This window comes from Pseudomonas sp. stari2, assembly GCF_040760005.1.
Lineage (GTDB): Bacteria > Pseudomonadota > Gammaproteobacteria > Pseudomonadales > Pseudomonadaceae > Aquipseudomonas.
Genome location: NZ_CP099760.1, coordinates 4,028,066 through 4,051,485 on the forward strand (window position 1 = coordinate 4,028,066; position 23,420 = coordinate 4,051,485).

Genomic DNA, 23,420 nt, shown 5'->3' on the forward strand with positions numbered 1-23,420 from the left:
CTGTGGCGAGCTCACTCGCCACAGGTAACGCTCACTCGCCGAGCGCATCCTTGAGGAAACCGGGCGCGATGTAGCGCTGATAATGCGCTTCCGACAGCAGGAAAAATTCCCGATCAATGGCATCGCGCAGTTCCGGCAGGTTCCAGTCGCGAAACTCCGGCAGCAGCACCATCCCGTAGGCTTCCAGATTAATGATCACCCGCGCGCCTCGCGCGATCAGCTGATACGCCCAGCAATATTCCGACTGATGCGGCACGAAGCGGATCTTGCGCTGTTCAAGCTGCTGGCGCAGGCGCGCCGGGTCGAAGACCTCGACCTTGCTGGCCATCACTTGTGACAGCAATTGCTCAAGACGCAGCCATACCGCACGTTTTTCCTCTTCGTTGTAACCGTTCCAGTGGATCACTTCGTGGTGGAAACGCTTGCAGCCACGGCACACCAGATCACCGTAAACAGTGGAGCAGAGGCCGACGCAGGGGGTCTTGATGGTCTGATTGGGCATAGAATGGGCAAAACACTTGAAACGCGGAACAGGTCGGCATGTTAGCCCTTTGTCCGGTATTCATCACCCCTCAAACGTCAGGGACAAGGGCTGGATCAAGGTTTGCCCCACCCGTGCACAACGCAACCAAAGTCCAATAGAGCGCGACTTACCTTTAAATTTTTTTTGCCGTAGAATCAGCCAGCCTTTTTAGGCGCCAATGTCCGTTAGAAGCTGTTTTCAAAGCGTCACGAGCACAGTCGTTCCTTCAGAGCGGTGTTGGCGATGGGTTTTTCCAGCGGGGAAAAGCCCAACGCCAACCCTCATCAGCTCCCCGTTCTGCAGGCGTAAAACTTTGAAAGCAGCTTCTGTAAGGAATTGCCGGTAATTCTGGCCGAACGACCCACAACGTCGTGAGGAGCATGAGTACGGCAATTTCGGGATGAGCGTCCCGGACACCCATTTGGGACCACTGATGAGGGTAATAACTGTGCTTGAAGCCTACCGCAAACATATCGAAGAGCGTGCAGCCCTGGGTATCGTTCCCCAGCCGCTTAACGCCGAACAAACTGCAGGCCTGGTCGAGCTGCTGAAGAATCCTCCGGCTGGCGAAGAAGCTTTCCTCGTTGACCTGATCACCAATCGCGTACCACCAGGAGTGGACGAAGCCGCCTACGTCAAGGCCGGTTTCCTCTCAGCACTGGCCAAGGGCGAAGTCTCCTCCCCTCTGCTGGACAAAAAGCGCGCTGTAGAACTGCTCGGCACCATGCAGGGCGGCTACAACATCGTGACCCTGGTCGAACTGCTGGACAACGCCGAGCTGGCGCCAGTGGCCGCCGAAGAACTCAAGCACACCCTGCTGATGTTCGATGCCTTCCACGACGTGGCTGAAAAAGCCAAGAACGGCAACGTTCACGCCAAGGCCGTGCTGCAATCCTGGGCTGACGGCGAGTGGTTCAAGAAGCGCCCTGTGCTGGCCGACAAGATCAGCCTGCGCGTCTTCAAGGTGACCGGCGAAACCAACACCGACGACCTGTCCCCTGCTCCTGACGCCTGGTCGCGTCCAGACATCCCGCTGCACGCCCTGGCCATGCTGAAAATGGCCCGTGACGGCATCGTTCCGGACGAGCAAGGCAAGACCGGCCCGATGAAGCAGATCGAAGAAATGCGCGGCCAGGGCTTCCCTATCGCCTACGTCGGTGACGTGGTCGGTACCGGTTCCTCGCGTAAATCGGCGACCAACTCGGTTCTGTGGTTCTTCGGCGACGACATCCCTTACGTGCCGAACAAGCGCGCTGGCGGTTTCTGCTTCGGCAGCAAAATCGCTCCGATCTTCTACAACACCATGGAAGATGCCGGCGCACTGCCAATCGAGTTCGACGTATCGAACATGAACATGGGCGACGTGATCGACCTGTACCCGCACGCTGGCAAAGTCTGCAAGCACGGTACCGACGAAGTCATCACCACCTTCGAAATGAAGACCCCGGTCCTGCTGGACGAAGTCCGCGCCGGCGGCCGTATCCCGCTGATCATCGGCCGTGGCCTGACCGAGAAGGCTCGCGCCGAGCTGGGTCTGCCTGCGTTCGACCTGTTCAAGAAGCCTGAAGCACCGGCCGAAAGCACCAAGGGTTACACCCTGGCGCAGAAAATGGTCGGCAAGGCCTGCGGTCTGGCAGAAGGCAAAGGCATCCGTCCTGGCACCTACTGCGAACCGAAGATGACCACCGTAGGTTCTCAGGACACCACCGGTCCAATGACCCGTGACGAACTGAAAGACCTGGCGTGCCTGGGCTTCTCCGCTGATCTGGTGATGCAGTCCTTCTGCCATACCGCGGCTTATCCAAAGCCGATCGACGTGACCACTCACCACACCCTGCCTGACTTCATCATGACCCGCGGCGGCGTTTCCCTGCGGCCGGGCGACGGCATCATCCACTCGTGGCTGAACCGCATGCTGCTGCCGGACACCGTAGGTACCGGTGGCGACTCGCACACCCGTTTCCCGATGGGCATCTCGTTCCCGGCCGGTTCCGGTCTGGTCGCGTTCGCCGCAGCCACCGGCGTCATGCCGCTGGACATGCCGGAATCGATCCTGGTGCGCTTCAAAGGCAAAATGAAACCTGGCATCACCCTGCGTGACCTGGTTCATGCCATTCCTTACTTCGCTATCCAGAACGGTCTGCTGACCGTCGAGAAGAAAGGCAAGAAAAACGCCTTCTCCGGCCGCATCCTGGAAATCGAAGGCCTGGAAGGTCTGACCCTGGAACAGGCGTTCGAACTGTCCGACGCCTCGGCCGAACGTTCGGCTGCCGGTTGCACCATCAAGCTGTCGAAAGAGTCGATCACCGAGTACCTGCAGTCCAACATCACCCTGCTGCGCTGGATGATCGGCGAAGGCTACGGCGATGCGCGTACCCTGGAACGTCGTGCTCAAGCGATGGAAGCCTGGATCGCCAACCCGCAACTGATGGAAGCCGATGCCGACGCCGAATACGCCGAAGTCATCGAAATCGATCTGGCCGACATCAATGAGCCTGTACTGTGCGCGCCGAACGACCCGGACGATGCCCGTCTGCTGTCCAGCGTTGCTGGCGAGAAGATCGACGAAGTGTTCATCGGTTCGTGCATGACCAACATCGGTCACTTCCGCGCTGCCGGTAAACTGCTGGATCAGGTCAAGGGTCAGCTGCCAACCCGTCTGTGGCTGTCGCCGCCGACCAAGATGGACGCTCACCAACTGACCGAGGAAGGCTACTACGGCATCTACGGCAAGGCCGGCGCACGCATGGAAATGCCAGGCTGCTCGCTGTGCATGGGTAACCAGGCACGCGTTGAGCCGAACAGCACCGTGGTGTCGACTTCGACCCGTAACTTCCCGAACCGTCTGGGCGACGGCGCGAACGTCTACCTGGCTTCGGCTGAGCTGGCGTCCGTTGCTTCGATCCTGGGTCGCCTGCCGACCGTCGAGGAGTACATGGAATACGCTGGCAAGATCGACAGCATGGCGGCCGATGTTTACCGCTACCTGTCCTTCGACCAGATTGCCGAGTTCCGTGAAGCTGCTGCGAACGCCAAGATTCCGGTCGTTCAAGCCTAACGCTGCAACGCAATGAAAAACGCCGCTCATCTCGCGATGGGCGGCGTTTTTTTATGCCTGTGAAAACTCATGCATTCAGCTTGAGCGCTTGCTGAACCGCCTCATCCACACTCAATCCGCTCAACAGCACCTGCTCGAGCTCCAGCGCTGGCAGTTGTGACAGTACGGTCTGCGCCTCATGCTTGAGACGCGCCAGAATCAACAGCTTGTCTTCGGCCCGCACCTGCAGGAAGAACGCTTCCAGCGCTTCGATGCTGGTGCCGTCCAGATCCGGCGACTCTTCCAGACTCAGGATGATCGTGTGCACCGCCGTCGGCGCATGACGGGCCAGCCGCAGCGCGCCGCCGAGAATCCGTTCCACGTTAGCGAAAAACAGTGCCTCGCTCGGACGCACGATCAGCACACCGGGGATTTCCCGGGCATCCGGATGGCGCTGCACGTCGACATAGTCGTGACCACCGCCCATTTGCCCCAGCACCTGGATATCCGCCGATGACATCTGCTTGAGCATCAGCACCACGCTGATCGCCACCGCCAGCAGCAAACCATCGAGCACGCCCAGCACCAGCACCGCCGCCACCGCGCAAATCACCAGCAAGCGATCACGTCGCCAGATGAAGTAGCGACCCAGCGGTTGCAGGCTCAGCGCCCGTCCCAAGGCGTGAACCACAATCGCGGCCAGTACCGGCTCCGGGGTCAGGGCGATGTAAGGCAGCACAGTCAAAACGATCAGCAACACCACTGCCGCCGCGACAACTCCCGCCAACCGTGATGTAGCGCCCGCCGCCTCATTGGCCGACGTTGCCGAATACCCGGCCCCGGCGGGCATGCCGTGAAACAGGCCCGACACCAGATTGGACGCGCCAAGAGCCAGCAGATCGCGATTCGAGGACACACGGTCGCCATGCTTCAGGGCAAACGAGCTGATCGAGCCATAGGATTCGGCATACAGAATCATCACCATGGCAAACGCCAGTTCACCCAGACGCAGCCAGTCGGCAAACGGCATGTTCGGCAACTGCGGCATCTCCAGCGCCAGATCGATAACCCCGATCAGCTTCACCCCGTAGGCCGGCAGGTTCAGCCATTGGCTGGCGGTAATGCCCAGTGCCACGACGATCAGCCCGCCCGGCACCCGGCGAAAACGGGCACAGGCCATCAGCACCAGCAACGCCACCAGCGCTACACCGGCACCTGCCAGATTCCATTTCGGCCACTGCTCGATCAACTGCGGCAGAAAGCGAACCAGGTTGCTCTCAGTCAGGTGGACATCAACGACGCTCGCCACCTGCTTGAGGATGATTGTCACTGCCAATCCCAGTGCGAAACCACGCAACACCGGTTTGGCGATGAAGGACGTTACACTGCCGAGCTTGAACAGCCCCGCCAGCAGAAACAGCACACCGGTCATCATCACCAGACCGACCGCCAGACTCAGACGCAATGCCGGATCGCCGCCAGCCAGCGAAGCCGTGGCAGCCGCCAGCACTGCCGCCGATGACGACGTGGCCGAGACCACAGCAAAGCGGCTGGTGCCCATCAATGCGTAACACAGCAGCCCGGCGAACAACGCGATCACCCCGGCCTGGGGCGGCAACGCGGCAATGCTGGAATACGCCACGGCCTCGGGCAGCAACAGACCGGCAATCGACAACCCGGCCAGCAGGTCCTGACTGCGACTTTGTACTTCGGGTCGGGAGGAAGCGTTTAGGGATTCAGTTGACAATCGGACCCACCCACCCTGGCAGATACCGAGCGTCCTGACTGCGGGCCAAATTCATGGCTTTCGTCTGCAATTTGGGACTGAGGTCACGGATCTGATCACTGGCAATGCGGCTGCGAAAGAAATCCGCCCAGAGAAACTCGCTGTAGGGCGTGGCGTCCTTGGCGTAGCCACCAGCCCGGCGCAGGCGTCCGGCGAGGCTGCGATAAGGGTCGTCCTGCAGATCGGCAATGGATTTGGGAATGGCTTCAAAGGTGCGCCGGACACCGCGCCCGTCGTAAGGATGTGCCCACTGATTGAAGTTCATCACGTTCCAGAAGGTAACCGTGTCGACAAATGAAAGGTCTTTGAGCACTAGCAAGGAGGCCTTCTTGACCTCTTCTTCGATCAGCGCGAGACCAAAGTGATGGTGATCGACGATGTAATAGACACCTTCAGGCCCGAGCACACTGGGAAACCAGTGATTGTCCAGCGCTGCCGCCCGCTCCTTGCGTTTGAGCTTTTTCCATTCCTGGCGCTTGTCGGCGACTTCGGCGAGGCCGACCGTAAGCTGCGTGGGATGGAGTTTTTCCAGTTTGGCGCTGATCAATTGGGGTCGGGCACGGGGCATAAGGCATCTCCGGGAAAAGTGCCTTTCAAGCGTAGCCGTTTATGCCTGGGGATGTGTGCTCTGGATCAGGCACTGAGAGGGTCTTGCAAAAGCGGGGGCGAATGGCTCGCCCCCGTCTGGAGCTGCTGGCCTGGAATCAAGCGGCCAGCGAGTAGATCAACGCCGAAATTGCCACCAGGCCTACCGCGGTGACAAACACGTTCGACGCCTGGCCGCGATAACGTGCCATCGCTGGCACTTTGCGGATCGCGTACATCGGCATCAGGAACAGGATCGCCGCGATGACCGGGCCTCCGATGGTTTCGATCATGCCGAGGATGCTCGGGTTCAGGGTCGCCACGATCCAGCACACCACCAGCATGAACGCTGCAACAATGCGATCCAGTGCCTTGGCACCCGGGCGCTTGCCGCTTTTCACGATCAAGCCCTTGAGGCCTTCGCTGGCACCGATGTAGTGACCGAGGAACGACTTGGAGATGGCCACGAACGCGATCAACGGCGCCGCGAACGCAATGGTCGGGTTGCTGAAGTGGTTGGCCAGGTACGACAGGATCGACAGGTTCTGCGCCTTGGCTTCAGCCAGTTGCTCCGGCGACAGGGTCAGTACGCAACTGAAGACGAAGAACAGCACCATCACCACCATCAGCAGGTGGGCACGCGACAGGATCTGCGAACTGCGCTCGTCGGCGTGAACACCGTAACGACGCTTCTGGTCCACCGCGAACGCCGAGATGATCGGCGAGTGGTTGAACGAAAACACCATCACCGGAATCGCCAGCCACAGCGTGTGCAGCAGCGCCGACGGCGCCGGCACCTGCGAAGCGGTGCTCAGGATGCCGCCGTTCCAGTGCGGAATCAGGTACACGGCGAGGAACAGCAGCGCAACGATGAACGGATACACCATCAGGCTCATTGCCCTGACGATCACTTGTTCGCCGCAACGCACCACGGCCAGCAGGCCGAGGATCAGCACGAACGACAGCAACGCGCGCGGTGGCGGCGTGATGTGTAGTTGGTGTTCGAGGAAGCTGGCGACGGTGTTGGTCAGGCCAACGCTGTAGATCAGCAGGATCGGGAAGATTGCGAAGAAGTACAGCAAGGTGATCAGCGCGCCGGCCTTGATGCCGAAATGCTGTTCCACCACCTCAGTGATGTCGGCGCCTTCACGACCGGAGAGCACGAAGCGGGTCAGACCGCGGTGTGCGAAGAAAGTCATCGGGAATGCCAGCAGCGCGAGGATCACCAGCGGCCAGAAGCCACCCAGACCTGCGTTGATCGGCAAAAACAGGGTACCGGCGCCGATGGCCGTCCCGAACAGTCCCAACATCCAGGTAGTGTCATGGCGATTCCAGCTCGACAATTGGGCTGGTGCTGCCGTTTCAAAGCGTTGTTCGACGCTATTGGCCTGATCATTCATCCGGTCGGATCTCCGCATTCCGGTCACTTGCCACTCGGTCAGGACGCGTCGGAAAAAACCGACAGACATGCTCCGGCCGAAACAGGGGCGCGATTCTCCGCGATAAATGTGCGGAAGCAAAGACTTAGCTGAGGAATGGTTGTACGGAGCAGATTGGAGGATTGTCGTTTTTTGGAAAAACCCTGTCGATGCCAGATACGTCTGATGTCGTTTTCTGACATGTTCCGGCGCCGAATGCGTCATGGGGAAAACCCGATCAAATCGATCGGGCCAACATGAAGCCAAGGGACATGCAAAAGATGCCCAGACCCAGCAAGCCCCAGATCGGGCGCATTTCTTTCCTGTTTTTGATCCGTATTTTTTCGGCCCACTCATCGTGTTCCCTTTCCAATTGTTCCATTCTGGCTTTGGCGTCATAGCTACTCATGTTGATTTCCTTTTGGGTCATGTGTCTGAAGATTGCGAAAGCCAACGCTCAAAACCTGAAAAAGACGCCCGCCAATGCCGCGCTTGCCGTTAACACGCCGGCCACTACCGCGACTGGATAAAAATACGTCTCCCACTTCAGCTTCTTTTCTTCCGCCAGAAGCTTCTGCCTTTCAGCCACAAGTTTTCGCGTTTCGTTATGCAGCCTGTCGAGTTCCAGGTTTTCACGGTTGTTCTGAAGCATTGGCCTTCCTTGGCTGATGGCAATTTCGGTCCAGGCCGCCGTTCCATCCTGAAGAGCGCGTCCTGTCCTGCTCTCTATGGTTTCGTGCTTCACATCTCGCCGTATAGCGGATAAATCCGGCAGCACTCGTAGGCAACATCCGTAAATCCCGCAGGACGGGGCATCCGTTTCCTAACGTTTTTAAACAAACTCACCGATTGGCATTTTCGGCTATACCCAATGGCGAAGCGACTGACAGCCCTTTCCAACCCCCTGCCCCATGGAGCCTTCCCATGCCCCTCGTCCGCGTCGAACTCAAGAAACGCCCCGACCCGACCTTCGCCAAACGCGTCGGTGAGCAGATCTACGCCGCCATGCGCAGCACGATCAATGTGCCGGAGCACGACAACTTCCAGATCCTGGCCGAGCACGACGGCGAGCATTTCGTCTTCGATACTCAATACCTGGGGATCCAGCGCAGCGACCAGTTGGTGATCATCCAGATCACCCTCAATGAGGGCCGAACGCTGGAGCAGAAAAAGGCGCTGTACCAGACCATCGCCCAGAACCTGAACACGCACCTGTCGATCCGTCTGGAAGATGTGTTCATCAACCTGGTCGAAGTAAAGAAAGAGAACTGGTCTTTCGGCAACGGCATCGCCCAGTACGCGAGTTGATGCACCTGCTCGCGATCCGCCGGCGCGGCGTCCGCGAGTTGTTCGGCACCGCCAACATCGACTTCTGACGAAGCGCCCGCGCGCGCCCCGTATCAGCTCCTACACTGGCTGGTGCGGGGCAATGCCGGCCATTGCCAAACCGCTCTGCAATCAGCACTCTGACACGACTTTCGCGACCGACACGCCGACGATCACAGGAGCCGAGCAATGCCCGCCACCGTTCTGGTACTGGTTGAAACCATCAATGACTATCTGCCCATTCTTGAACGACAGGGCTTTCACCTGATTCTTGCCCCGACTCCCGCCGAACGCGCCCAGGCCATTGCCACTCACGGTGCTCGTATCGATGCGGTGCTGACCCGTGGTCCGCTGGGGTTGTACGCCGAAGAAATCGCCGCATTGCCCACGCTGAAAATCATCTGCGTGATCGGTGCCGGCTACGAACAAGTGGACCTGCAAGCCGCCAGCAACCGGGGCCTGACCGTCACCAACGGCGCCGGCGTCAACGCCTCGTCGGTGGCCGACCATGCCATGGCATTGCTGCTGTCGCTGGTACGCGACATTCCGCGCTGCGATGCCGCCGTGCGCCGTGGCGAATGGCCAAAGATCATGCGCCCCTCCCTGGCGGGCAAGCGGCTGGGGATTCTTGGTCTCGGCGCAGTGGGCATGGCCATCGCCAAACGCGCGAATCTGGGTTTCGACATGGAGATCAGCTACCACAACCGCCAGGTGCGCAACGACGTGCCCTACGCCTTTTGCTCGACCCCCACCGAGCTGGCGCGAGCCTCTGACTTTCTTGTGGTTGCGACACCCGGCGGTATTGGCAGTCAGCATCTGGTGACCCGTCCCGTGCTCGATGCCCTGGGGCCGAAAGGCTTCATCGTCAATATCGCTCGAGCCAGTGTCATAAACACCGCGGACCTGATCACTGCCCTCGAACAACGGCGGATTGCTGGCGCTGCACTGGATGTATTCGATCACGAACCGCAGGTGCCGGATGCGCTGAAAACCTTGAGCAACGTGATTCTCACCCCGCACGTCGCCGGACTGTCACCTGAAGCCACCCAAGGCACCGTGGATCTGGTGGGGAAAAACCTGGTGGCGTTCTTTGCCGGGGAGCCGGTACTGACACCCCTTACGCTGCCGCCGAAGCAGAACAACCAGCGCGTGCACTAAAGTACGCCGAGCAACGTCCATAGCCTTCGCGATTCGGCGTCGGCCGAGATCAGCTCGCCGAGCAGTTCACTCAACGGCTTGTTGCCCCACTCCACCCCGCGCCGGATCAGGTATGGCACTGGGCTGTGGGGTTCGGTGCGGGCCAGGTATTCGGCGATCAGCAGCAATTGCCGATAGGCCTCTTCACGGCTCGCCGGCTCACGAAAGACCTGCGCCACAACGGGGACTTCCTCGACCGGTTGCGCCTCTACCACGGGGGCTTCGACGGGGGCGACCGGCGCCGGTTTTTGTGGGTGCATGGCGATGAACTCCTGAACCAGTTTCAGCAGCGCTTGAATGATGTCCTGCAAGGGCTGCAGACCCGGCCCCTGATCACCGAGGTACGTATCGCTCCAGGCGTTCAAACGTTGCAGGTGTTGCTGGCTCAGAAGCAGATTGCCCTGTTGGCGCAGCCAGAACGCCAGCGGCGTGGCGCGCACCTGTTCGCTGAGCTTCTTCTGTTCATTGCGTGCGGTCTCCGCTGAAGCCTTGGCATTCTTGCTGTCGTTGACCTGCACCTGTTGCACCTGCAAGCGGCGCCAGGTTTCCAGGTTGTACGCCTCGAAATCGCTGTTGTGCGAACCGAACAGCGGCACCCGGGTCAGCAGCACCTCACTGTACCGACGCACCAGCCATTCCAGCGGAATCACCCGCCATGACTGATCACCCTCCTCGGCCTGCGGGTGCAGTTGTTCGGGATAGCGCTCACACAATCCGGCGATCAGCGCCAGGCTACCGGGCAATCCATCCAGCCCCTGAAGATGCAGCCAGGCCTCGCCGAGCCAGGCGCTGAGCATCAGGTCCTTGCTGCGCTCGATCAGCAGCGTGGTGGTGAGTGTTTCCACTGCCGGCCAGTTCGCCTGTTTCAGCGTCGATTGCCAGACCCCGGTCGGCAGGCTCGCATCGTCTTCACGGCGCAGGTCGCGCAATTGATCGAACTCGCGTTCGTAACGCAGATCCGCACCACAAGGCGCATCAGGGCTGATCGGTGCAAGCAACTGATCGATCAGGTCGGGCAAGGTTGCAGATGGCAGGCTCACAGGCCCTCCTCACGGGATTCAATGGCGGCAGTAGTGCCGGTTGCCTGGAACGGTGAACGCGGCGCCCGGGTCGGCAACGGTGGAATCGACAGCGGCAGCTTCGAACCCTGACTCATCAACGACAGTCGCACGAACATCCGGGTGAATTCGCTGGTGACACTGTCATTGAGCGCGGTGACCGGCAGGCGCAGGGTCAGCGGAAAGTCCGTGTAATCCATGCTCGGCTGGCGCTGAACCGAGAAGTGCGCGCGCATCAGCCGCAGCAGCGACCATGGCCCGCCGTACTCCCAGCCCGCCTCCATATCCCGCACCACCAGGTTCGGTTGCAGCGGGTCATTGACGGGGCGTTCGCGACCGTTGCGCGCCCAGCGCAGGGTCAGGCGGATCGGCTGGCCGACCATCCAGCGCAGGTTCGGCTGCTCGGCGGCGGGATAGCTGATCTGCTGATTGCCGGCCAGCAAGCCCCCGGCGATCACCTGATCGGCACCGCGCTCATCGTCGCGGTCGGTGCGCCAGCGCACGTCCATCTCGACACCGAGAAGGCCGCTCTTGTCGCGCACGAACAGCGGGGTCAGCCAGAGGCTCGCCTGCTTCAAACGGTTGAGAAAGTCTTCCGCCGCCAGCCGTTCCGGGGTCTGACTCAGCACCAGTCCGGCCTGGGCCACCGGCAGGCGTTTGTCGATGACTTCCAGAAAATGCTGGACCCGCGCCGGGTCGGCATCCTGCGCCTGCAAACCGTTGGCAAACGGAAAGCGGTCAGCCAGGTACTGATTGAAATAGTTGGCCAGTTCATTCCACGCCGCCGCAGCCTGCTGTTGTTGCAGGTACTGGCAACGCTGCATGGCCGACTGTTGCAACTCCACCGCACGCATCGCCAGAGTGCCGCGCCCGCCCGCCAGATTGGCGGTCTGCAACACCTGCACGCAGGAACCGGTGTCCATCTCGATGAAATCACGGCTGACCAGTTGCTCGATCTGCGCCGGCGAGCTGGCCGGGTTGGACTCCTTGAACTTAAGCAGTTCGTCGTTGAGCGCGCTGAACTGGGTCACCCGTTCGTAATCCAGCGCCGAGAGATTGCCCTGTTGAGTCATCAGCCACTGCAGCGCCGAAGTGCGCCGCTCGGTGATGCCGAGCATGGTGTTGAATTGCTGCTTGAGGCTCAGTTTCAAATCCTGCACATCGCTGGCGCCGTACAGTTGCAGGCCGAGGTTTTTCGAGCCGTCCCACTGACTGATTTCAGTCCGGCCGCCGAACAGCGGTTGCGCGGTGATTTCATCCAGACCGTTGACGATCTGCGCCATGGCCCGGCGATTCAGTGCGCCTTGCAGACGCGCCGCCAGATCACTGCGATGGACTTCGACAAAGGCCTTCTGCAAAGCCATTGCCTGCTCGGCCTGCACGTTGAACACCGCGTAAGGATGCGTCTGGTCGTTGTGATCCTTCAGGCTCAGCCACATGGCCTGTGCCGCCGCACCTTCTGCCGCTTGCAGCAACGCCTCACGATAAACCGGCGGAATGCGCGGCAGTTCTTCGGCGACGTAACTCTTGTAGCTGGCGAAGTAGTTGAGCGAGGTATTGAGGTCGTCACCATCGACGGTCTGACCTTGCAAGTTGACGTTGTCTTCGGTGGCGCGCATCGCGATGGACACGAAGTCTCGTTTGAACAGCGCCTGCACCGCGTTATTGAGCTTCACCACCTGATCCTGCAACGCCAGTTGCCCGCTGCCTTGTTGCACCAGCAAGTTGCCGCGCGAACCGATCTGGGCGATCCACTGGTCACGGAAACTCTGCTGCAACTTGCCCGCCTGGGCATCGAGTTGTTGCTCGACCGCAGGCCCGAGCAGCGTGCTCTTGCGCACCTTGTCGAGAAATTCGCGGTAGCCCGGCACCAGCTCCTGCCCCTTGCCGCGGCCCCAGGTCGAGTTGGTCAGGGCAATCGCGGCTTGCAGGTCGTCGATCAGCGCACGCAGGTCCTCGAGTTCGCTGAGGCTGTTGCCACTCCCGGCCTCGAGCTGCTCCAGATGCAACTTGAGATAGCCGGCACTGCTGACAAAGTTGTCGGCCAGGAAATACTGATCGAGCCAGCGTTCCATCAGTCCGTTGAAATTGCTGACGATCAACGGCCGCTCGACACTCAAGTCCAGCGCCTGCAAATCACCGCTGTCCCCCGCCGCCAGCAGCCGGTTGTAATAAGCGGCGTGAGGTAACGTCGCTGCGTTGAGGTTGAGCGACAGCGCGTTGTTGCTCAGTTGCACCAGATCGTCCAGCGGTGCCCGCTGATTGTTCTGCACCTCAGCGAACAACTGGTTCTGTTGCTCCAGGCGCAACGCCCGGTCCACCAGGTCCGTGGCTTTCTGGTAGTTCTGCCACTGGGCCGGGTCTTCGCTTTCGACGCTGTTGCGCCGATCGGTCGTGCGGATCGCCTTGAGCTTCGCAAGCTCCGCCACCAGCAACGCATGCAGCGGCTGAACCATATGACCCTGGGCAGCCTGGAACACCGCCCGTTCGATCTTCACGTCCACGGAAGAAATCCACGAAGACGGAAACGCCAGCGACACGTAGTGCCAGTGAGGTGCCTTTTCCAGCACCCGCCAGAAGCTCTGCACGTTGCGCCGGGTCGGCTCGACGCGGTGCGCCTCATCGGTGACCGTAACGTAGCTCTTGTGCGCGCGCTGCATCAGCCGCGCCAGTTCATGGGCATCCTTGACCGACTGGTTCCACACCCAGAACATCGCCAGCGCCCAGACGACCCCGACCACCAGCGCCACGCCGGCCGTCAGCCGTTGCCAGCGCTGACGCAGGCGCAACAGTCGCGGCACCCCCTGTGCCAGACCACGCTCGCCCACCAGACGCTGGCGCCACAGCTGACGCATGAACACGCTGCGCTGCAGACCACTGTCATCGGCACTGAAGCCGTCCAGTGCGTCGTCGGCCGGTTGGTTGGCGCTGAAATACACGCCGCGAAAACAGGGTGCCTCGCCCTGAGCGTTGCCCTGGAACACCGGTTCCAGCACGTTCTGCAGACCCCGTCGCAGGGTTTCGAGACGCTCGGGCAAGGCGTACAGGTCCGCAGTCAACTGCCCGGACAACGTACCGAGTTCAATCACCGCTTCGGCGACGGCGCGGTGCAGGCGATCCAGCGCCTGATCGCTCCACTGCCCCTGCCACACCGCATCTCGCGCAAACGGCGATGACCAGCCCAGGGTACGTTCGCGTGCCTCATCCGGCAGCGCGCTGATCAGGTCCTGAAATCCCGGCAGTTCCTCAAGACCGGTGACGATCACGTACACCGGCACGCTCAAACCAAAACGTTGCAACAGGTCGATGAAGCGTCGGCGCGCCGCAAGACCCAACTGCGTCGCCTGCTCCAGATTGCCCAGGCGACTGACCGGCACGGTCCAGATCACCCCGTCGAGCGGACGCTTGCTGCGCAGGCGCAGGATCAGTCCAAGCAACCGCCACCAGCCACCCCGTTGCAAATGCATGCCGTCTTCCGGCAGAAACAGGCCTTGGGGCACCACCAGCACCGCCCCTTCAGGGTCCGACCACCAACGGCCGAACCAGGCCGGTTTGTCGGTGGGTTGCAGGCGCCATTCGGTCACCAGTTGCGTGCCCTGGACCTCATCGCCGAGCATCAGCAGCCATGGCAACTGATAGCGATCGTGAGTGCCCTGCTCTTGCTCCATGTGCCGCACAGCGAGATAGAAACTGCGGATCGCCGCGCCGCTTCGAGTGCGCAGCCACCACACCGCCACCCCGACGATCACCAGCAGCAACAGCACCGCCACCACCCACGCGACGATCGTCAAGGTACTCATGAGTCTTGCTCCGGCACCGCTATCGAGTCGGTGGTTTGCAGCACCGGCTCCAGTTCGGAACGAATGTCACTCCACAAGAACTGGCCAACCCCGGTCAGCAACAGCACCATCGCCAGAATCCCCAGTGCCAGACGAAAACCGTCCGGCAACGCCGTGCGCACCGGCAATTGCAGCGGCGCAACCAGCGAAGGTTGTACCAGGCGCTGGCTGACATCGTCGTAACTGGCCTCGTCCTGCCAGGCGAAGGTGAACAACGCCAGCCGCCACTTTTGCAATTGCGCCTGGCTGTGCTCGCCGCGCAGACGTCCGTGGAAACCGAGAATCAGACATTGCAGATAGACGTTGGCGAGATCGCGGGTGGTGGGTTGCTGCTCATCGAGAAGAGTCTGGATCGCCGCCGGCAACTGCTCACCCGCCTGACGACTGGAATACAGGCGTGACTCCAAAGGTTTTTCCTGCCAGGCACTCTGGCCCGGCCATGGGCTGAACAGCAGCGTTTCATCGACCAGCGCAACGAAGGCGTACACCAGTGCCTTGACCTGTTCGGTCGCCGAGTCGCCAACCCGTGAAAACGCCGTGCGCCACAGCCGTTGTGAAGCCTGGGTGGACAGCTCGACCACGGTTTCGACCAGCGCCGCATCGTCCTCGATGTCCTTGGGCAATTGAGTCCAGTCCAGTTGCCATTGCTGCCACGTCTGCCGGAACGCGCTGCTCAACGGTGCGTCCTGCAACCCAAGGCTTGCGGCACTTCCTTGCGACATACGGCGTTCCTTGTGTGATCAGGCACTTTCACTGTTCTGGGCGACAAACAGCACCACTTGCCACGGACTGCTGGTCAACCGGGTGGCCGGCGCGGCGATCACCAACGGCAATTGCGCGTCGAACCAGTTACCTTCGGCTGTCACCACAAACAGTCGGGTGTCGTCGCCGACGCTGTAGGCCACTTGTTCGTTGCGATTCATGGCCTGGTGCGTCAGGCCGCTCATGCGCTGGCGGCTGAGCAAAGCGATGTGCGGCGCCGAGGCAATGATCGCGCCGCGCAACCACTCGCCGGCCGCCTGCTCGCTGGCGCCGTTGGGCATGCGCAGGCCGATGACCAGCCGCTGGCTCGGCTGCTCGTCCGGCAACTGAATGGAAAAGCTGTGTTCGCTGCGCTCGAAAGCGATGCTGCGATAACCGGCACGAATCAGTTCCAGCGTGGTTTCCAGCCAATCGAGCAGCGGCTCGTAACCGCGCTGCAACTCGAAAAAATCCAGCGGCGCAAATGACGGCACGCCCGCCAACGGATCCAGCGCCGACCACGCGCCGGCCAACCCCAGCAACTGCACGTACAAACCCTGCGGATGAGCAATGCGACTGTTCAGCGAACCTTCGACTTCCGGCAGCCGCGTCCATAACGCGGTCAGTTGGCGACGGATCTCCAGCGCGTCGTCCTGATTGCCGGACTGTTGTGCCTGACGCAGACGCCCGCCCAGGAACAGGCATTTCTCCCGGGCCCGCGCGCAGAGCCCGGCAATTCGCCGACCCAGCGGCGACTCCGGCAAAAGGACCGGCGTCGGCGGCGTATAGGGCAACGGCAGAAAACCGCCGCCCTCCTTGCGGATTTTCAGCAGCGGCAGGCAGATTGAATCAGCCTTGTTCAACTGTGTGCACAGACGCGGGTTGGGTCGCCACACGGTAATCGATTCGGGGAACTCGCCGCTGGTGAGATCCGGCAGAGCCTCGCCGACCACCGACTGCAATCGCCCCTTGAGCGGCAGCAATTGACCGGCGCGCCACAGCGGACTGATCGCCAGGTACACGGTGACGGTCGCATCGTCGGTTTCGTTGATCGAGGGGCCGACATCCAGCTCCAGCACAGGCCCGACACCCGCCTGCAGATTGACCGGCAACCCGTCGGGCATCGTCCCTTGCAATGACACCACGCGTACCACCCCGGCACTCATCGCCGAAGGGTCGAAATCCATGTGGCTGACCCCAAAGAACCACGGATTGCACGCCTGCGCCAGATGCGCGCCGAGCGCTTCGGCCCGCAGACCCTGCAACTGAAAATGCTGTGGCAGCAATTGCATGCCTTCATGCCAGCAGACCGCATCAGGTAGCAGACTCATACGACTCCCTTCGACTGCGCCGCGAACCGGCGGCGGACGGTTTTTTTTCAGTTTTCCTTGCTGACCAGGGTCATTTCGCGGCTGTCGAACTTGAGCCATGCATCGCTCTGATCGTCCAGCCGCAAGCGGTGCGCTCCGGGTGTGTTATAGCTGGCGAAGACCAAAAGTCCAGCCGCCCGCTTGCCCCCCAGCGGGAAGGGTTGGCGGTCGATGAATTGCCCCGGCACCAGCTCCAGTCCCCACACGCTCATCAGCTGACGATAGTCGCGCTGGTACTGCTCGCGCCCGGCGAACCACTGCTGGGCGCTGATGCCTGACAGTTGCTTGAGCAGGTCAGGGTCATTGACCGCGATGAAATCCACGGCGATCGGTGTGTCGTCATTGGCCTTGGGCGCGACGTCGAGGGTCAGGCTGTCGAGGTCGACTTTCGGCCCGAAGAACGAACAGCCCGCGAGCAGCGCAAACCCGATTGTTAGAAAAAGTCGTGAAGACAAAATGAATTTTCCTTTTCGCGAGACAGTCCAAGAATGTTTTTCGCTTGCATTTTTATAGACCTGTTCTAGCGTCTTGGGTAGTTCGGTTCCTACAGCCGAATGTGGAAGGTTTGTCAAAGGAACGACAGGTCATCTGCCTCCCTTTCTAACCTGTGGTCCAGCAAGGGAAAGCGATGAACGGGCCTCCCCGATGCATTGCGCCCGCTCATCGCATCGGAGTCCGCCGACATGGCAGAAAGTACTCAGCACAAGCTCGACCGGGTGCGTCCACCCAGAGTGCAAATCACCTACGACGTCGAAATCGGTAATGCCATCGAGAAAAAGGAATTGCCGCTGGTGGTCGGGATTCTTGCCGACCTCTCGGGCAAGCCGCTCGAACCACTGGCAAAACTGACTGAACGCCGTTTCACCGAAATCGACCGCGACAACTTCAACGACGTCCTCGCCTCCATCGCTCCCCGTGCCACCCTGCAAGTCAACAACACCCTCAGCGGCGACGACAGCAAGCTGAACATCGAACTCAACTTCAAGCACATCGACGATTTCGACCCGGTCAAGGTGGTGGAGCAAGTCACCCCGCTGCGTCGTCTGTTCGAAGCCCGTCAGCGCCTGCGCGATCTGCTGACCAAACTCGACGGCAACGACGATCTCGACAAACTGTTGCGCGATGTCATTGCCAACACCGAAGGCTTGCAAGAGATCAAATCGGCTCGCCCGGACACCGCTACCCCGGCAGTTGATGCCGAGGCCCCGGCCGAACCGCAAGCCTGATCGTCCACCTGACCGAGGAAGAATTCGCCATGCCCGCCGCCGCCCAGAATCAAGCCAGCGAAAATGCTGCCGCCGAAACTTTATCCCTGCTTGACCGGATCATTGCCGAGGGCCGCATGGCCCATGACGACAGCCAGCAGGACTATGCCCGCGACATGCTCGCGGAGTTCGCCACCCAGGTACTCGACGAAGGCATGGCCATCGACAAGGACACCGTGGCGATGATCAACGACCGCATCAGCAAGATCGATGAGCTGATCAGCGCCCAGCTCAATGAAGTGCTGCACCACCCGGACCTGCAAAAACTCGAAGCGTCCTGGCGCGGCCTGCACATGCTGGTGCAGAACACCGAAACCAGCACCCGGTTGAAGCTGCGCCTGCTCAACGTGACCCAGAAAGAGCTGCAGAACGACCTGGAAAAAGCCGTGGAATTCGACCAGAGCGCGCTGTTCAAAAAGATCTACGAAGAGGAATACGGCACCTTCGGTGGCCACCCGTTCAGCCTTTTGGTCGGTGACTACACCTTCGGCCGTCACCCACAGGACATCGGCCTGCTGGAAAAACTCTCGAACGTCGCCGCCGCTGCGCACGCGCCATTCATTGCCGCCGCCAGCCCGCGACTGTTCGACATGAACAGCTTCACTGAACTGGCCGTGCCCCGTGACCTGTCGAAAGTGTTCGAGAGCCAGGAACTGATCAAGTGGCGCTCGTTCCGTGAAAGCGAAGACTCGCGCTACGTCTCGCTGGTGCTGCCACACTTCCTGCTGCGCCTGCCTTACGGCCCGGACACTTCGCCTGTGGAAGGCATCAACTACGTCGAAGACACCAACGGCACCGACCACAGCAAATACCTGTGGGGCAACGCCGCATGGGCGCTGTCGCAACGCATCACCGAAGCCTTTGCCAAGTACGGCTGGTGCGCGGCGATCCGTGGCGCTGAAGGTGGCGGCGCAGTCGAAGGCCTGCCGGCGCACACCTTCCGTACCAGCTCCGGCGACCTGTCGCTCAAATGCCCGACCGAAGTGGCGATCACCGACCGCCGGGAAAAAGAGCTCAACGACCTCGGCTTCATCGCCCTGTGCCACAAGAAGAACAGCGACATCGCGGTGTTCTTCGGCGGCCAGACCACCAACAAGTCCAAGGTCTACAACACCAACGAGGCCAACGCCAACGCACGGATCTCGGCGATGTTGCCGTACGTGCTCGCGGCCTCGCGTTTCGCTCATTACCTGAAGGTGATCATGCGCGACAAGGTCGGCAGTTTCATGACCCGCGACAACGTGCAGACCTACCTCAACAACTGGATCGCCGACTACGTGCTGATCAACGACAACGCGCCGCAGGAAATCAAGGCGCAATACCCGCTGCGTGAAGCGCGGGTGGACGTCACCGAAGTCGCCGGCAAGCCCGGTGCCTACCGCGCGACCGTGTTCCTGCGGCCGCACTTCCAGCTCGAAGAACTGACGGCATCGATCCGACTGGTCGCGACCCTGCCGCCTCCGGTGGCAGCCTGACCTGCCTGCGCCCGCAGGATTTCCCTGCGGGCGCTCCCCCGTTTGTCTAGCGCTACAACCTTCAGGAGTTTCAAGCGATGGATGCAATCATTCTCGACCTCGGCGGCGACATCAAAGGCGACAGCCTGCTCGAGGGCTACAAGGACAAGATCGAAGTCATGTCCTACAGCCACAACGTGGCGATGCAGGTGACCAACGACGTCAGCAACTCGGAACGTACCTCCGGCCGGCCGCACATCGGTGAATTTACCCTGACCAAATTCATCGACAGCTCGACCCCTTCGCTTAACGAGTACTGCTGTGCCGGCAAGCCGATCCCGGAAGCCAAGATAACCATCGGTCGCAACGCCGCCGAAGGCAGCGGGCAGATCATGCCGTTCATCATCTACACCCTGACCAACGTGGTGATCTCCAACGTCAGCGTCAGCGGCGGCACCGGGGGCAAACCGGTGGAAACCCTGTCCCTGAACTTCACCAAGATCAAATGGGAACTCACCGCGCAGAAAGACGACGGCACCAAGGAAGGCACCGCCGGCACGGTCTGGGACCTGGCGGCCAACAAGGCGAGCAAGTAACCGGACGCCCTCGCCATGGCTGGCACCGACATACGCGCACCGCTGTTCGAACGTCTCGCCTGGAGCGAGGCCGACGAGCCGCCGGTGTTCGATCGGCAGGACTTGCTCGACTCGGTGCACACCGAGCTCGGGCGCCTGTTCAACACCCGCCGTGGCCCGCGCGCACTGACGACGCCCCCGAGCGTGATCGACTACGGCATCGCCGACTGGAGCGCCCTGCAACAACAGCGCAGCGATGACCGCCGTCGCCTGGCGCGGGACATTCGCGAGGCCATCAGCCACTTCGAACCGCGCCTGCTGCTGGGCGAGGTTCAGGTCAATCCCCTCCCCGAACAGCCGCAGCGATTGAGCATCCGCCTGCTCGGCGAATTGCGCAGCAGCTCGCTGCACTGGCCGGTGGCCTTTGTCATCGAGCCCGGCAACGCAGGGCTGGAGGTGCGCCATGAGCGACTCGATTGACCCGCAACTGCTCGACTACTACCAACGTGAACTGACTTGGTTGCGCCACGCCGGCAGCCAGTTTGCCGAACGCTATCCGAAAGTCGCGCGGCGATTGGAGCTGTCTCCCGGTGAATGCCCGGATCCGCACGTCGAGCGTTTGCTCGAAGGCTTCGCCCTGCTCGCGGCGCGTCTGCAACGGCGTCTGGATGATGACTACGCCGAGTTCAGCGATGCCTTGCTTGAGCAGCTCTATCCCTTGGCCGTGCGCCCGTTGCCGTCCTGCGCCATCGTGCAATTCGAACCGGACCCGAGCAAAGGCAAACTCGACGGCGGCTATCCCCTGCCCCGGGATACACCGCTGTTCGTCACCACCAACAAGGGCGAAAGCATTCACTTTCGCACCAGCGCCGCCGTGCGGCTGTGGCCCATCGAAGTGGCCGAAGCGCTGTTGCTCGGCAGTGACGAAGCCCAGGCGCTGACCGGCGTGGCGCAGTCCCGTTCGGCCTTGCGCCTGAGCCTGCGCTGCCTGGGCGAAAGCCAATGGTCCGAACTGGAAATCGACAGTTTACGCATTCACCTGGCCGCCTCGCCCGTGATCAACGCCGGCCTCTATGACCTGCTCGGTGCCCACGCGGTGCAAGTACTTGCAGGCTCGCCGGGGAGCATTCCCGCCAAGGTGAAGGGACTGCCGCAGATCGTCGGGTTCGCCGACGGTGAAGTACTGCTGCCGGACGAGGACGGCGTACATCCAGGCATGCGTCTGTTGGCGGAATATTTTGCCTTCCCGGAGAAATTCCATTTCTTCGACCTGCCACTCGGCAGTGTTTCCAGCGACAGCCAGACGCTCTACCTCTACATCGTTTTCGACCGTGCGCCGGCCGGCCGATTGCACTTGCAGGCCAGCGACATCGCCCTCGGCTGTGCACCGGTAATCAATCTGTTCCCACGCACCTCCGAGCCGCTGCGCCCCGACGGTACCCGCAGCGAATACCGCTTGATTGCCGACAGCCACCGGGAAAACAGCGTCGAGATCCACAGCATCCGCGCGATGCGCTCCAGCTCCAGCGCCGGCGTGCAACGCCTGCCCGCCTATTACGGCAGCCAGCACAGCGGCGGCGATCAACAGCGTTACTGGCATGCGCGGCGAGTCAGCGGCCAGGCACCGAACCGGCTCGGCAGTGATCTTCTGGTCAGCGTCGTCGATACCCGTTTTGAACCGCAAACCGACCTGCCCGACTACAGCCTCACGGCCGAACTGCTGTGCACCAACCGACACCTCGCCCAGAGCCTGCCGGCCGGCACGCCACTGGGGTTCGAGCGGCCCGGGCCGGTGGCGTGGGCACGCCTGCGCAATCCGCCGAGCTCGCAGAGCCAGCCGCGACTGGACGGCGACTCACGCTGGCGGCTGGTGTCGCAACTGACCCTCAATCATTTGTCGCTGGTCGAAGGACCGCAGGCGCTGGATGCGCTTAAGGAGATTCTGCATCTGCATAACCTGCGCGATGAAGCCAGCGCCCTGCGTCAGATCGATGGCTTGCTGAGCCTGGCTTGCGAACGGGTGATCGGCCACGTCGGTGCCGATGCCTGGCGCGGCTGGCGCAACGGACTTGAAGTGCAATTGCAGCTCGATCCGCAGCATTTCGTCGGCAGCAGCGCGGTGCTGTTCTCGGCGGTGCTAGCGCAATTCTTTTCGGTGTACGCCACGGCCAATCGCTTTGTGCGCACGGTGCTCATGCAGGCAGACAAGGAGGTCAAGGCATGGCAACCCCAAGCCGGCATGCCCCTGTCGCTCTGACACTGGGCCAGCGACTGCGCCGCGATCCGCAGGCGTTCGAATGGTTGCAGGCGTTGCTGTTGCTGGAGCGCGAACAGCCGCAGGCCGACTCCCTTGGCTCAGGCACGTCGCCGCAGGCCGAAGCGCTCAAATTGCGCGGGCCGTTGACGCCCGTGTTCGCCGCCAGCCAGATCGAAAGCCTTGAGGAAAAATCCGGTGAACCGCTGACCCTCAACTCGCCGATGTTCGGCCTCGGCGGCCCCGACGGTCCGTTGCCCTACGCCTATCAGGAATGGCTGCAACAACGGGCCAGGGCCAAGGATCACGCGCCCGCCGAATTCCTCGATCTGTTCCAGCATCGGCTGCTGAGCCTGCTGTACAAGGTGATGCGCAAACACCGGATCGCCCTCGGCTTTACCACGCCCGGCGCTTCGCCGGTGCAGGCGCAATTGCGGGCGCTGACCGGGTTGATGCCCAAATCGTTGCAGGAGCGCCAGGCGATTCCCGACTGCGCCGTTCTGGCCTGCACCGCGTTGTACGCCGATGGCCGCCGGTCGTTGGCGGGGTTCGCAGCGATTGTCCGCGAGCAATTTTCAGTACCGGTGGAGCTGAGCGCCTATGAAGGTGCGTGGCGTGAGATTCCGGCCGCCAGCCGCAGCGTCATGAAGGCTGGCGGGCGCAATCTGCAACTCGGTCGCACAGCCGTAGCCGGCACGCGGGTCTGGGATGAGCATGCCGGGATTCGCCTGACGCTCGGCCCATTGTCCTCGGCGCAGGCCGCGCGTTTTTTGCCGGACGGTGAGGCGCACCCGGCACTGGCCAGTCTGGCAGCGCTGTATTTCGGCCCCGATCTGGACGTGAAACTGGTGATTCTGGTGCGCGGTGCCGGGCCGCTGAAGCTCAGTCGCCAAGCCCCGGCACTGTTGAGCTGGAACGGCGGTTTGCAACGTCAGGCCAGCGTCACCGTGCAACGGATCGAAACCCGTCTTCGTCAGCTGGAGATCACCTGA

The 23,420-nt window shown here is 61.5% G+C and carries 20 protein-coding genes; 9 read left to right on the forward strand and 11 right to left on the reverse strand.

Translation table 11 applies throughout. The features are described 5' to 3' along the window. Positions 1-31: 31 nt before the first annotated feature. The gene (locus tag NH234_RS18300; protein WP_085711613.1) at positions 32-502 is read right to left on the reverse strand and encodes a DUF1289 domain-containing protein; all 471 of its coding nucleotides are present in this window, start codon (positions 500-502) and stop codon (positions 32-34) included. Between the two features lie 469 nt (positions 503-971). On the opposite strand from NH234_RS18300, the gene acnB reads away from it, so the two are divergent. Then, positions 972-3,581 carry a bifunctional aconitate hydratase 2/2-methylisocitrate dehydratase gene (acnB, locus tag NH234_RS18305; protein WP_085732016.1) on the forward strand — a complete coding sequence of 870 codons (2,610 nt, stop codon included), beginning with the start codon at positions 972-974 and terminating at the stop codon, positions 3,579-3,581. Positions 3,582-3,648: 67 nt separating this feature from the next. On the opposite strand, the gene NH234_RS18310 is transcribed toward acnB, so the two are convergent. From NH234_RS18310 to NH234_RS18330, 5 genes are all read right to left on the reverse strand, one after another. Further along, a complete protein-coding gene (locus NH234_RS18310; RefSeq protein WP_367253724.1) occupies positions 3,649-5,307 on the reverse strand; it encodes a SulP family inorganic anion transporter in 1,659 nt (552 codons plus the stop codon). Beyond that, positions 5,297-5,914 (reverse strand): ParB-like protein, encoded by a 618-nt coding sequence (locus NH234_RS18315; protein ID WP_085732018.1) that lies wholly within the window; start codon positions 5,912-5,914, stop codon positions 5,297-5,299. The genes NH234_RS18310 and NH234_RS18315 overlap by 11 nt, the downstream gene beginning before the upstream one ends. Before the next feature lie 136 nt (positions 5,915-6,050). Beyond that, positions 6,051-7,331: an HAAAP family serine/threonine permease gene (locus tag NH234_RS18320; RefSeq protein ID WP_367253725.1), complete on the reverse strand. Its 1,281-nt coding sequence runs from the start codon at positions 7,329-7,331 to the stop codon at positions 6,051-6,053. A gap of 256 nt (positions 7,332-7,587) precedes the next feature. Continuing rightward, complete coding sequence (locus tag NH234_RS18325; protein WP_367253726.1) at positions 7,588-7,758, reverse strand: hypothetical protein; 171 nt, start codon at positions 7,756-7,758, stop codon at positions 7,588-7,590. Positions 7,759-7,806: 48 nt separating this feature from the next. Continuing rightward, complete coding sequence (locus tag NH234_RS18330) at positions 7,807-8,001, reverse strand: hypothetical protein (RefSeq protein WP_085732020.1); 195 nt, start codon at positions 7,999-8,001, stop codon at positions 7,807-7,809. A gap of 272 nt (positions 8,002-8,273) precedes the next feature. On the opposite strand from NH234_RS18330, the gene NH234_RS18335 reads away from it, so the two are divergent. Together NH234_RS18335 and NH234_RS18340 are read left to right on the forward strand one after the other, a co-directional pair. Continuing rightward, entirely contained in the window at positions 8,274-8,657 is a 384-nt protein-coding gene (locus NH234_RS18335) for a tautomerase family protein (protein WP_248742034.1), read from the forward strand. Between the two features lie 207 nt (positions 8,658-8,864). Beyond that, positions 8,865-9,833, forward strand: a complete 969-nt coding sequence (locus NH234_RS18340) for a 2-hydroxyacid dehydrogenase (RefSeq protein WP_367253728.1) — start codon at positions 8,865-8,867, stop codon at positions 9,831-9,833. Here NH234_RS18340 and tssA read toward each other — a convergent pair. From tssA to NH234_RS18365, 5 genes are read right to left on the reverse strand one after another with little or no spacing between them, the layout of a single operon-like run. Then, positions 9,830-10,912 (reverse strand): type VI secretion system protein TssA, encoded by a 1,083-nt coding sequence (gene tssA, locus NH234_RS18345; protein ID WP_367253730.1) that lies wholly within the window; start codon positions 10,910-10,912, stop codon positions 9,830-9,832. The genes NH234_RS18340 and tssA overlap by 4 nt on opposite strands. Beyond that, entirely contained in the window at positions 10,909-14,730 is a 3,822-nt protein-coding gene (locus NH234_RS18350; RefSeq protein WP_367253732.1) for a type VI secretion system protein, read from the reverse strand. Before NH234_RS18350 ends, tssA begins: the two co-directional genes overlap by 4 nt. Beyond that, entirely contained in the window at positions 14,727-15,491 is a 765-nt protein-coding gene (locus NH234_RS18355) for a DotU/TssL family secretion system protein (RefSeq protein WP_367253733.1), read from the reverse strand. The genes NH234_RS18350 and NH234_RS18355 overlap by 4 nt, the downstream gene beginning before the upstream one ends. An 18-nt stretch (positions 15,492-15,509) precedes the next feature. After that, entirely contained in the window at positions 15,510-16,841 is a 1,332-nt protein-coding gene (tssK, locus tag NH234_RS18360; RefSeq protein ID WP_085732026.1) for a type VI secretion system baseplate subunit TssK, read from the reverse strand. A 47-nt stretch (positions 16,842-16,888) separates the two neighbouring features. Beyond that, positions 16,889-17,335: a type VI secretion protein gene (locus tag NH234_RS18365; protein ID WP_085732262.1), complete on the reverse strand. Its 447-nt coding sequence runs from the start codon at positions 17,333-17,335 to the stop codon at positions 16,889-16,891. Positions 17,336-17,563: 228 nt separating this feature from the next. On the opposite strand from NH234_RS18365, the gene tssB reads away from it, so the two are divergent. From tssB to tssG, 6 genes are all read left to right on the forward strand, one after another. Then, the gene (gene tssB, locus NH234_RS18370) at positions 17,564-18,106 is read left to right on the forward strand and encodes a type VI secretion system contractile sheath small subunit (protein WP_085732027.1); all 543 of its coding nucleotides are present in this window, start codon (positions 17,564-17,566) and stop codon (positions 18,104-18,106) included. Positions 18,107-18,135: 29 nt separating this feature from the next. Then, positions 18,136-19,620: a type VI secretion system contractile sheath large subunit gene (tssC, locus tag NH234_RS18375; protein WP_085711487.1), complete on the forward strand. Its 1,485-nt coding sequence runs from the start codon at positions 18,136-18,138 to the stop codon at positions 19,618-19,620. Between the two features lie 77 nt (positions 19,621-19,697). Further along, positions 19,698-20,195, forward strand: a complete 498-nt coding sequence (locus NH234_RS18380) for an Hcp family type VI secretion system effector (RefSeq protein WP_025111453.1) — start codon at positions 19,698-19,700, stop codon at positions 20,193-20,195. 15 nt (positions 20,196-20,210) lie between these two features. Next, complete coding sequence (gene tssE, locus NH234_RS18385; RefSeq protein WP_367253735.1) at positions 20,211-20,654, forward strand: type VI secretion system baseplate subunit TssE; 444 nt, start codon at positions 20,211-20,213, stop codon at positions 20,652-20,654. Then, the gene (tssF, locus tag NH234_RS18390) at positions 20,638-22,431 is read left to right on the forward strand and encodes a type VI secretion system baseplate subunit TssF (protein WP_367253737.1); all 1,794 of its coding nucleotides are present in this window, start codon (positions 20,638-20,640) and stop codon (positions 22,429-22,431) included. The genes tssE and tssF overlap by 17 nt, the downstream gene beginning before the upstream one ends. Further along, on the forward strand, positions 22,395-23,420 hold the full coding sequence (gene tssG / locus NH234_RS18395; protein ID WP_085732030.1) for a type VI secretion system baseplate subunit TssG: 1,026 nt from the start codon (positions 22,395-22,397) through the stop codon (positions 23,418-23,420). Before tssF ends, tssG begins: the two co-directional genes overlap by 37 nt.

Excerpts from the sequence above, each read along its gene's own strand:
- NH234_RS18300 (WP_085711613.1), bottom strand. The coding sequence starts at position 502 with ATGCCCAATCAGACCATCAAGACCCCCTGCGTCGGCCTCTGCTCCACT.
- NH234_RS18315 (WP_085732018.1), bottom strand. The coding sequence starts at position 5,914 with ATGCCCCGTGCCCGACCCCAATTGATCAGCGCCAAACTGGAAAAACTC.
- NH234_RS18320 (WP_367253725.1), bottom strand. The coding sequence starts at position 7,331 with ATGAATGATCAGGCCAATAGCGTCGAACAACGCTTTGAAACGGCAGCA.
- NH234_RS18325 (WP_367253726.1), bottom strand. The coding sequence starts at position 7,758 with ATGAGTAGCTATGACGCCAAAGCCAGAATGGAACAATTGGAAAGGGAA.
- NH234_RS18330 (WP_085732020.1), bottom strand. The coding sequence starts at position 8,001 with ATGCTTCAGAACAACCGTGAAAACCTGGAACTCGACAGGCTGCATAAC.
- NH234_RS18335 (WP_248742034.1), top strand. The coding sequence starts at position 8,274 with ATGCCCCTCGTCCGCGTCGAACTCAAGAAACGCCCCGACCCGACCTTC.
- NH234_RS18340 (WP_367253728.1), top strand. The coding sequence starts at position 8,865 with ATGCCCGCCACCGTTCTGGTACTGGTTGAAACCATCAATGACTATCTG.
- NH234_RS18350 (WP_367253732.1), bottom strand. The coding sequence starts at position 14,730 with ATGAGTACCTTGACGATCGTCGCGTGGGTGGTGGCGGTGCTGTTGCTG.
- NH234_RS18355 (WP_367253733.1), bottom strand. The coding sequence starts at position 15,491 with ATGTCGCAAGGAAGTGCCGCAAGCCTTGGGTTGCAGGACGCACCGTTG.
- tssK (WP_085732026.1), bottom strand. The coding sequence starts at position 16,841 with ATGAGTCTGCTACCTGATGCGGTCTGCTGGCATGAAGGCATGCAATTG.
- tssB (WP_085732027.1), top strand. The coding sequence starts at position 17,564 with ATGGCAGAAAGTACTCAGCACAAGCTCGACCGGGTGCGTCCACCCAGA.
- tssC (WP_085711487.1), top strand. The coding sequence starts at position 18,136 with ATGCCCGCCGCCGCCCAGAATCAAGCCAGCGAAAATGCTGCCGCCGAA.
- NH234_RS18380 (WP_025111453.1), top strand. The coding sequence starts at position 19,698 with ATGGATGCAATCATTCTCGACCTCGGCGGCGACATCAAAGGCGACAGC.
- tssE (WP_367253735.1), top strand. The coding sequence starts at position 20,211 with ATGGCTGGCACCGACATACGCGCACCGCTGTTCGAACGTCTCGCCTGG.
- tssF (WP_367253737.1), top strand. The coding sequence starts at position 20,638 with ATGAGCGACTCGATTGACCCGCAACTGCTCGACTACTACCAACGTGAA.
- tssG (WP_085732030.1), top strand. The coding sequence starts at position 22,395 with ATGGCAACCCCAAGCCGGCATGCCCCTGTCGCTCTGACACTGGGCCAG.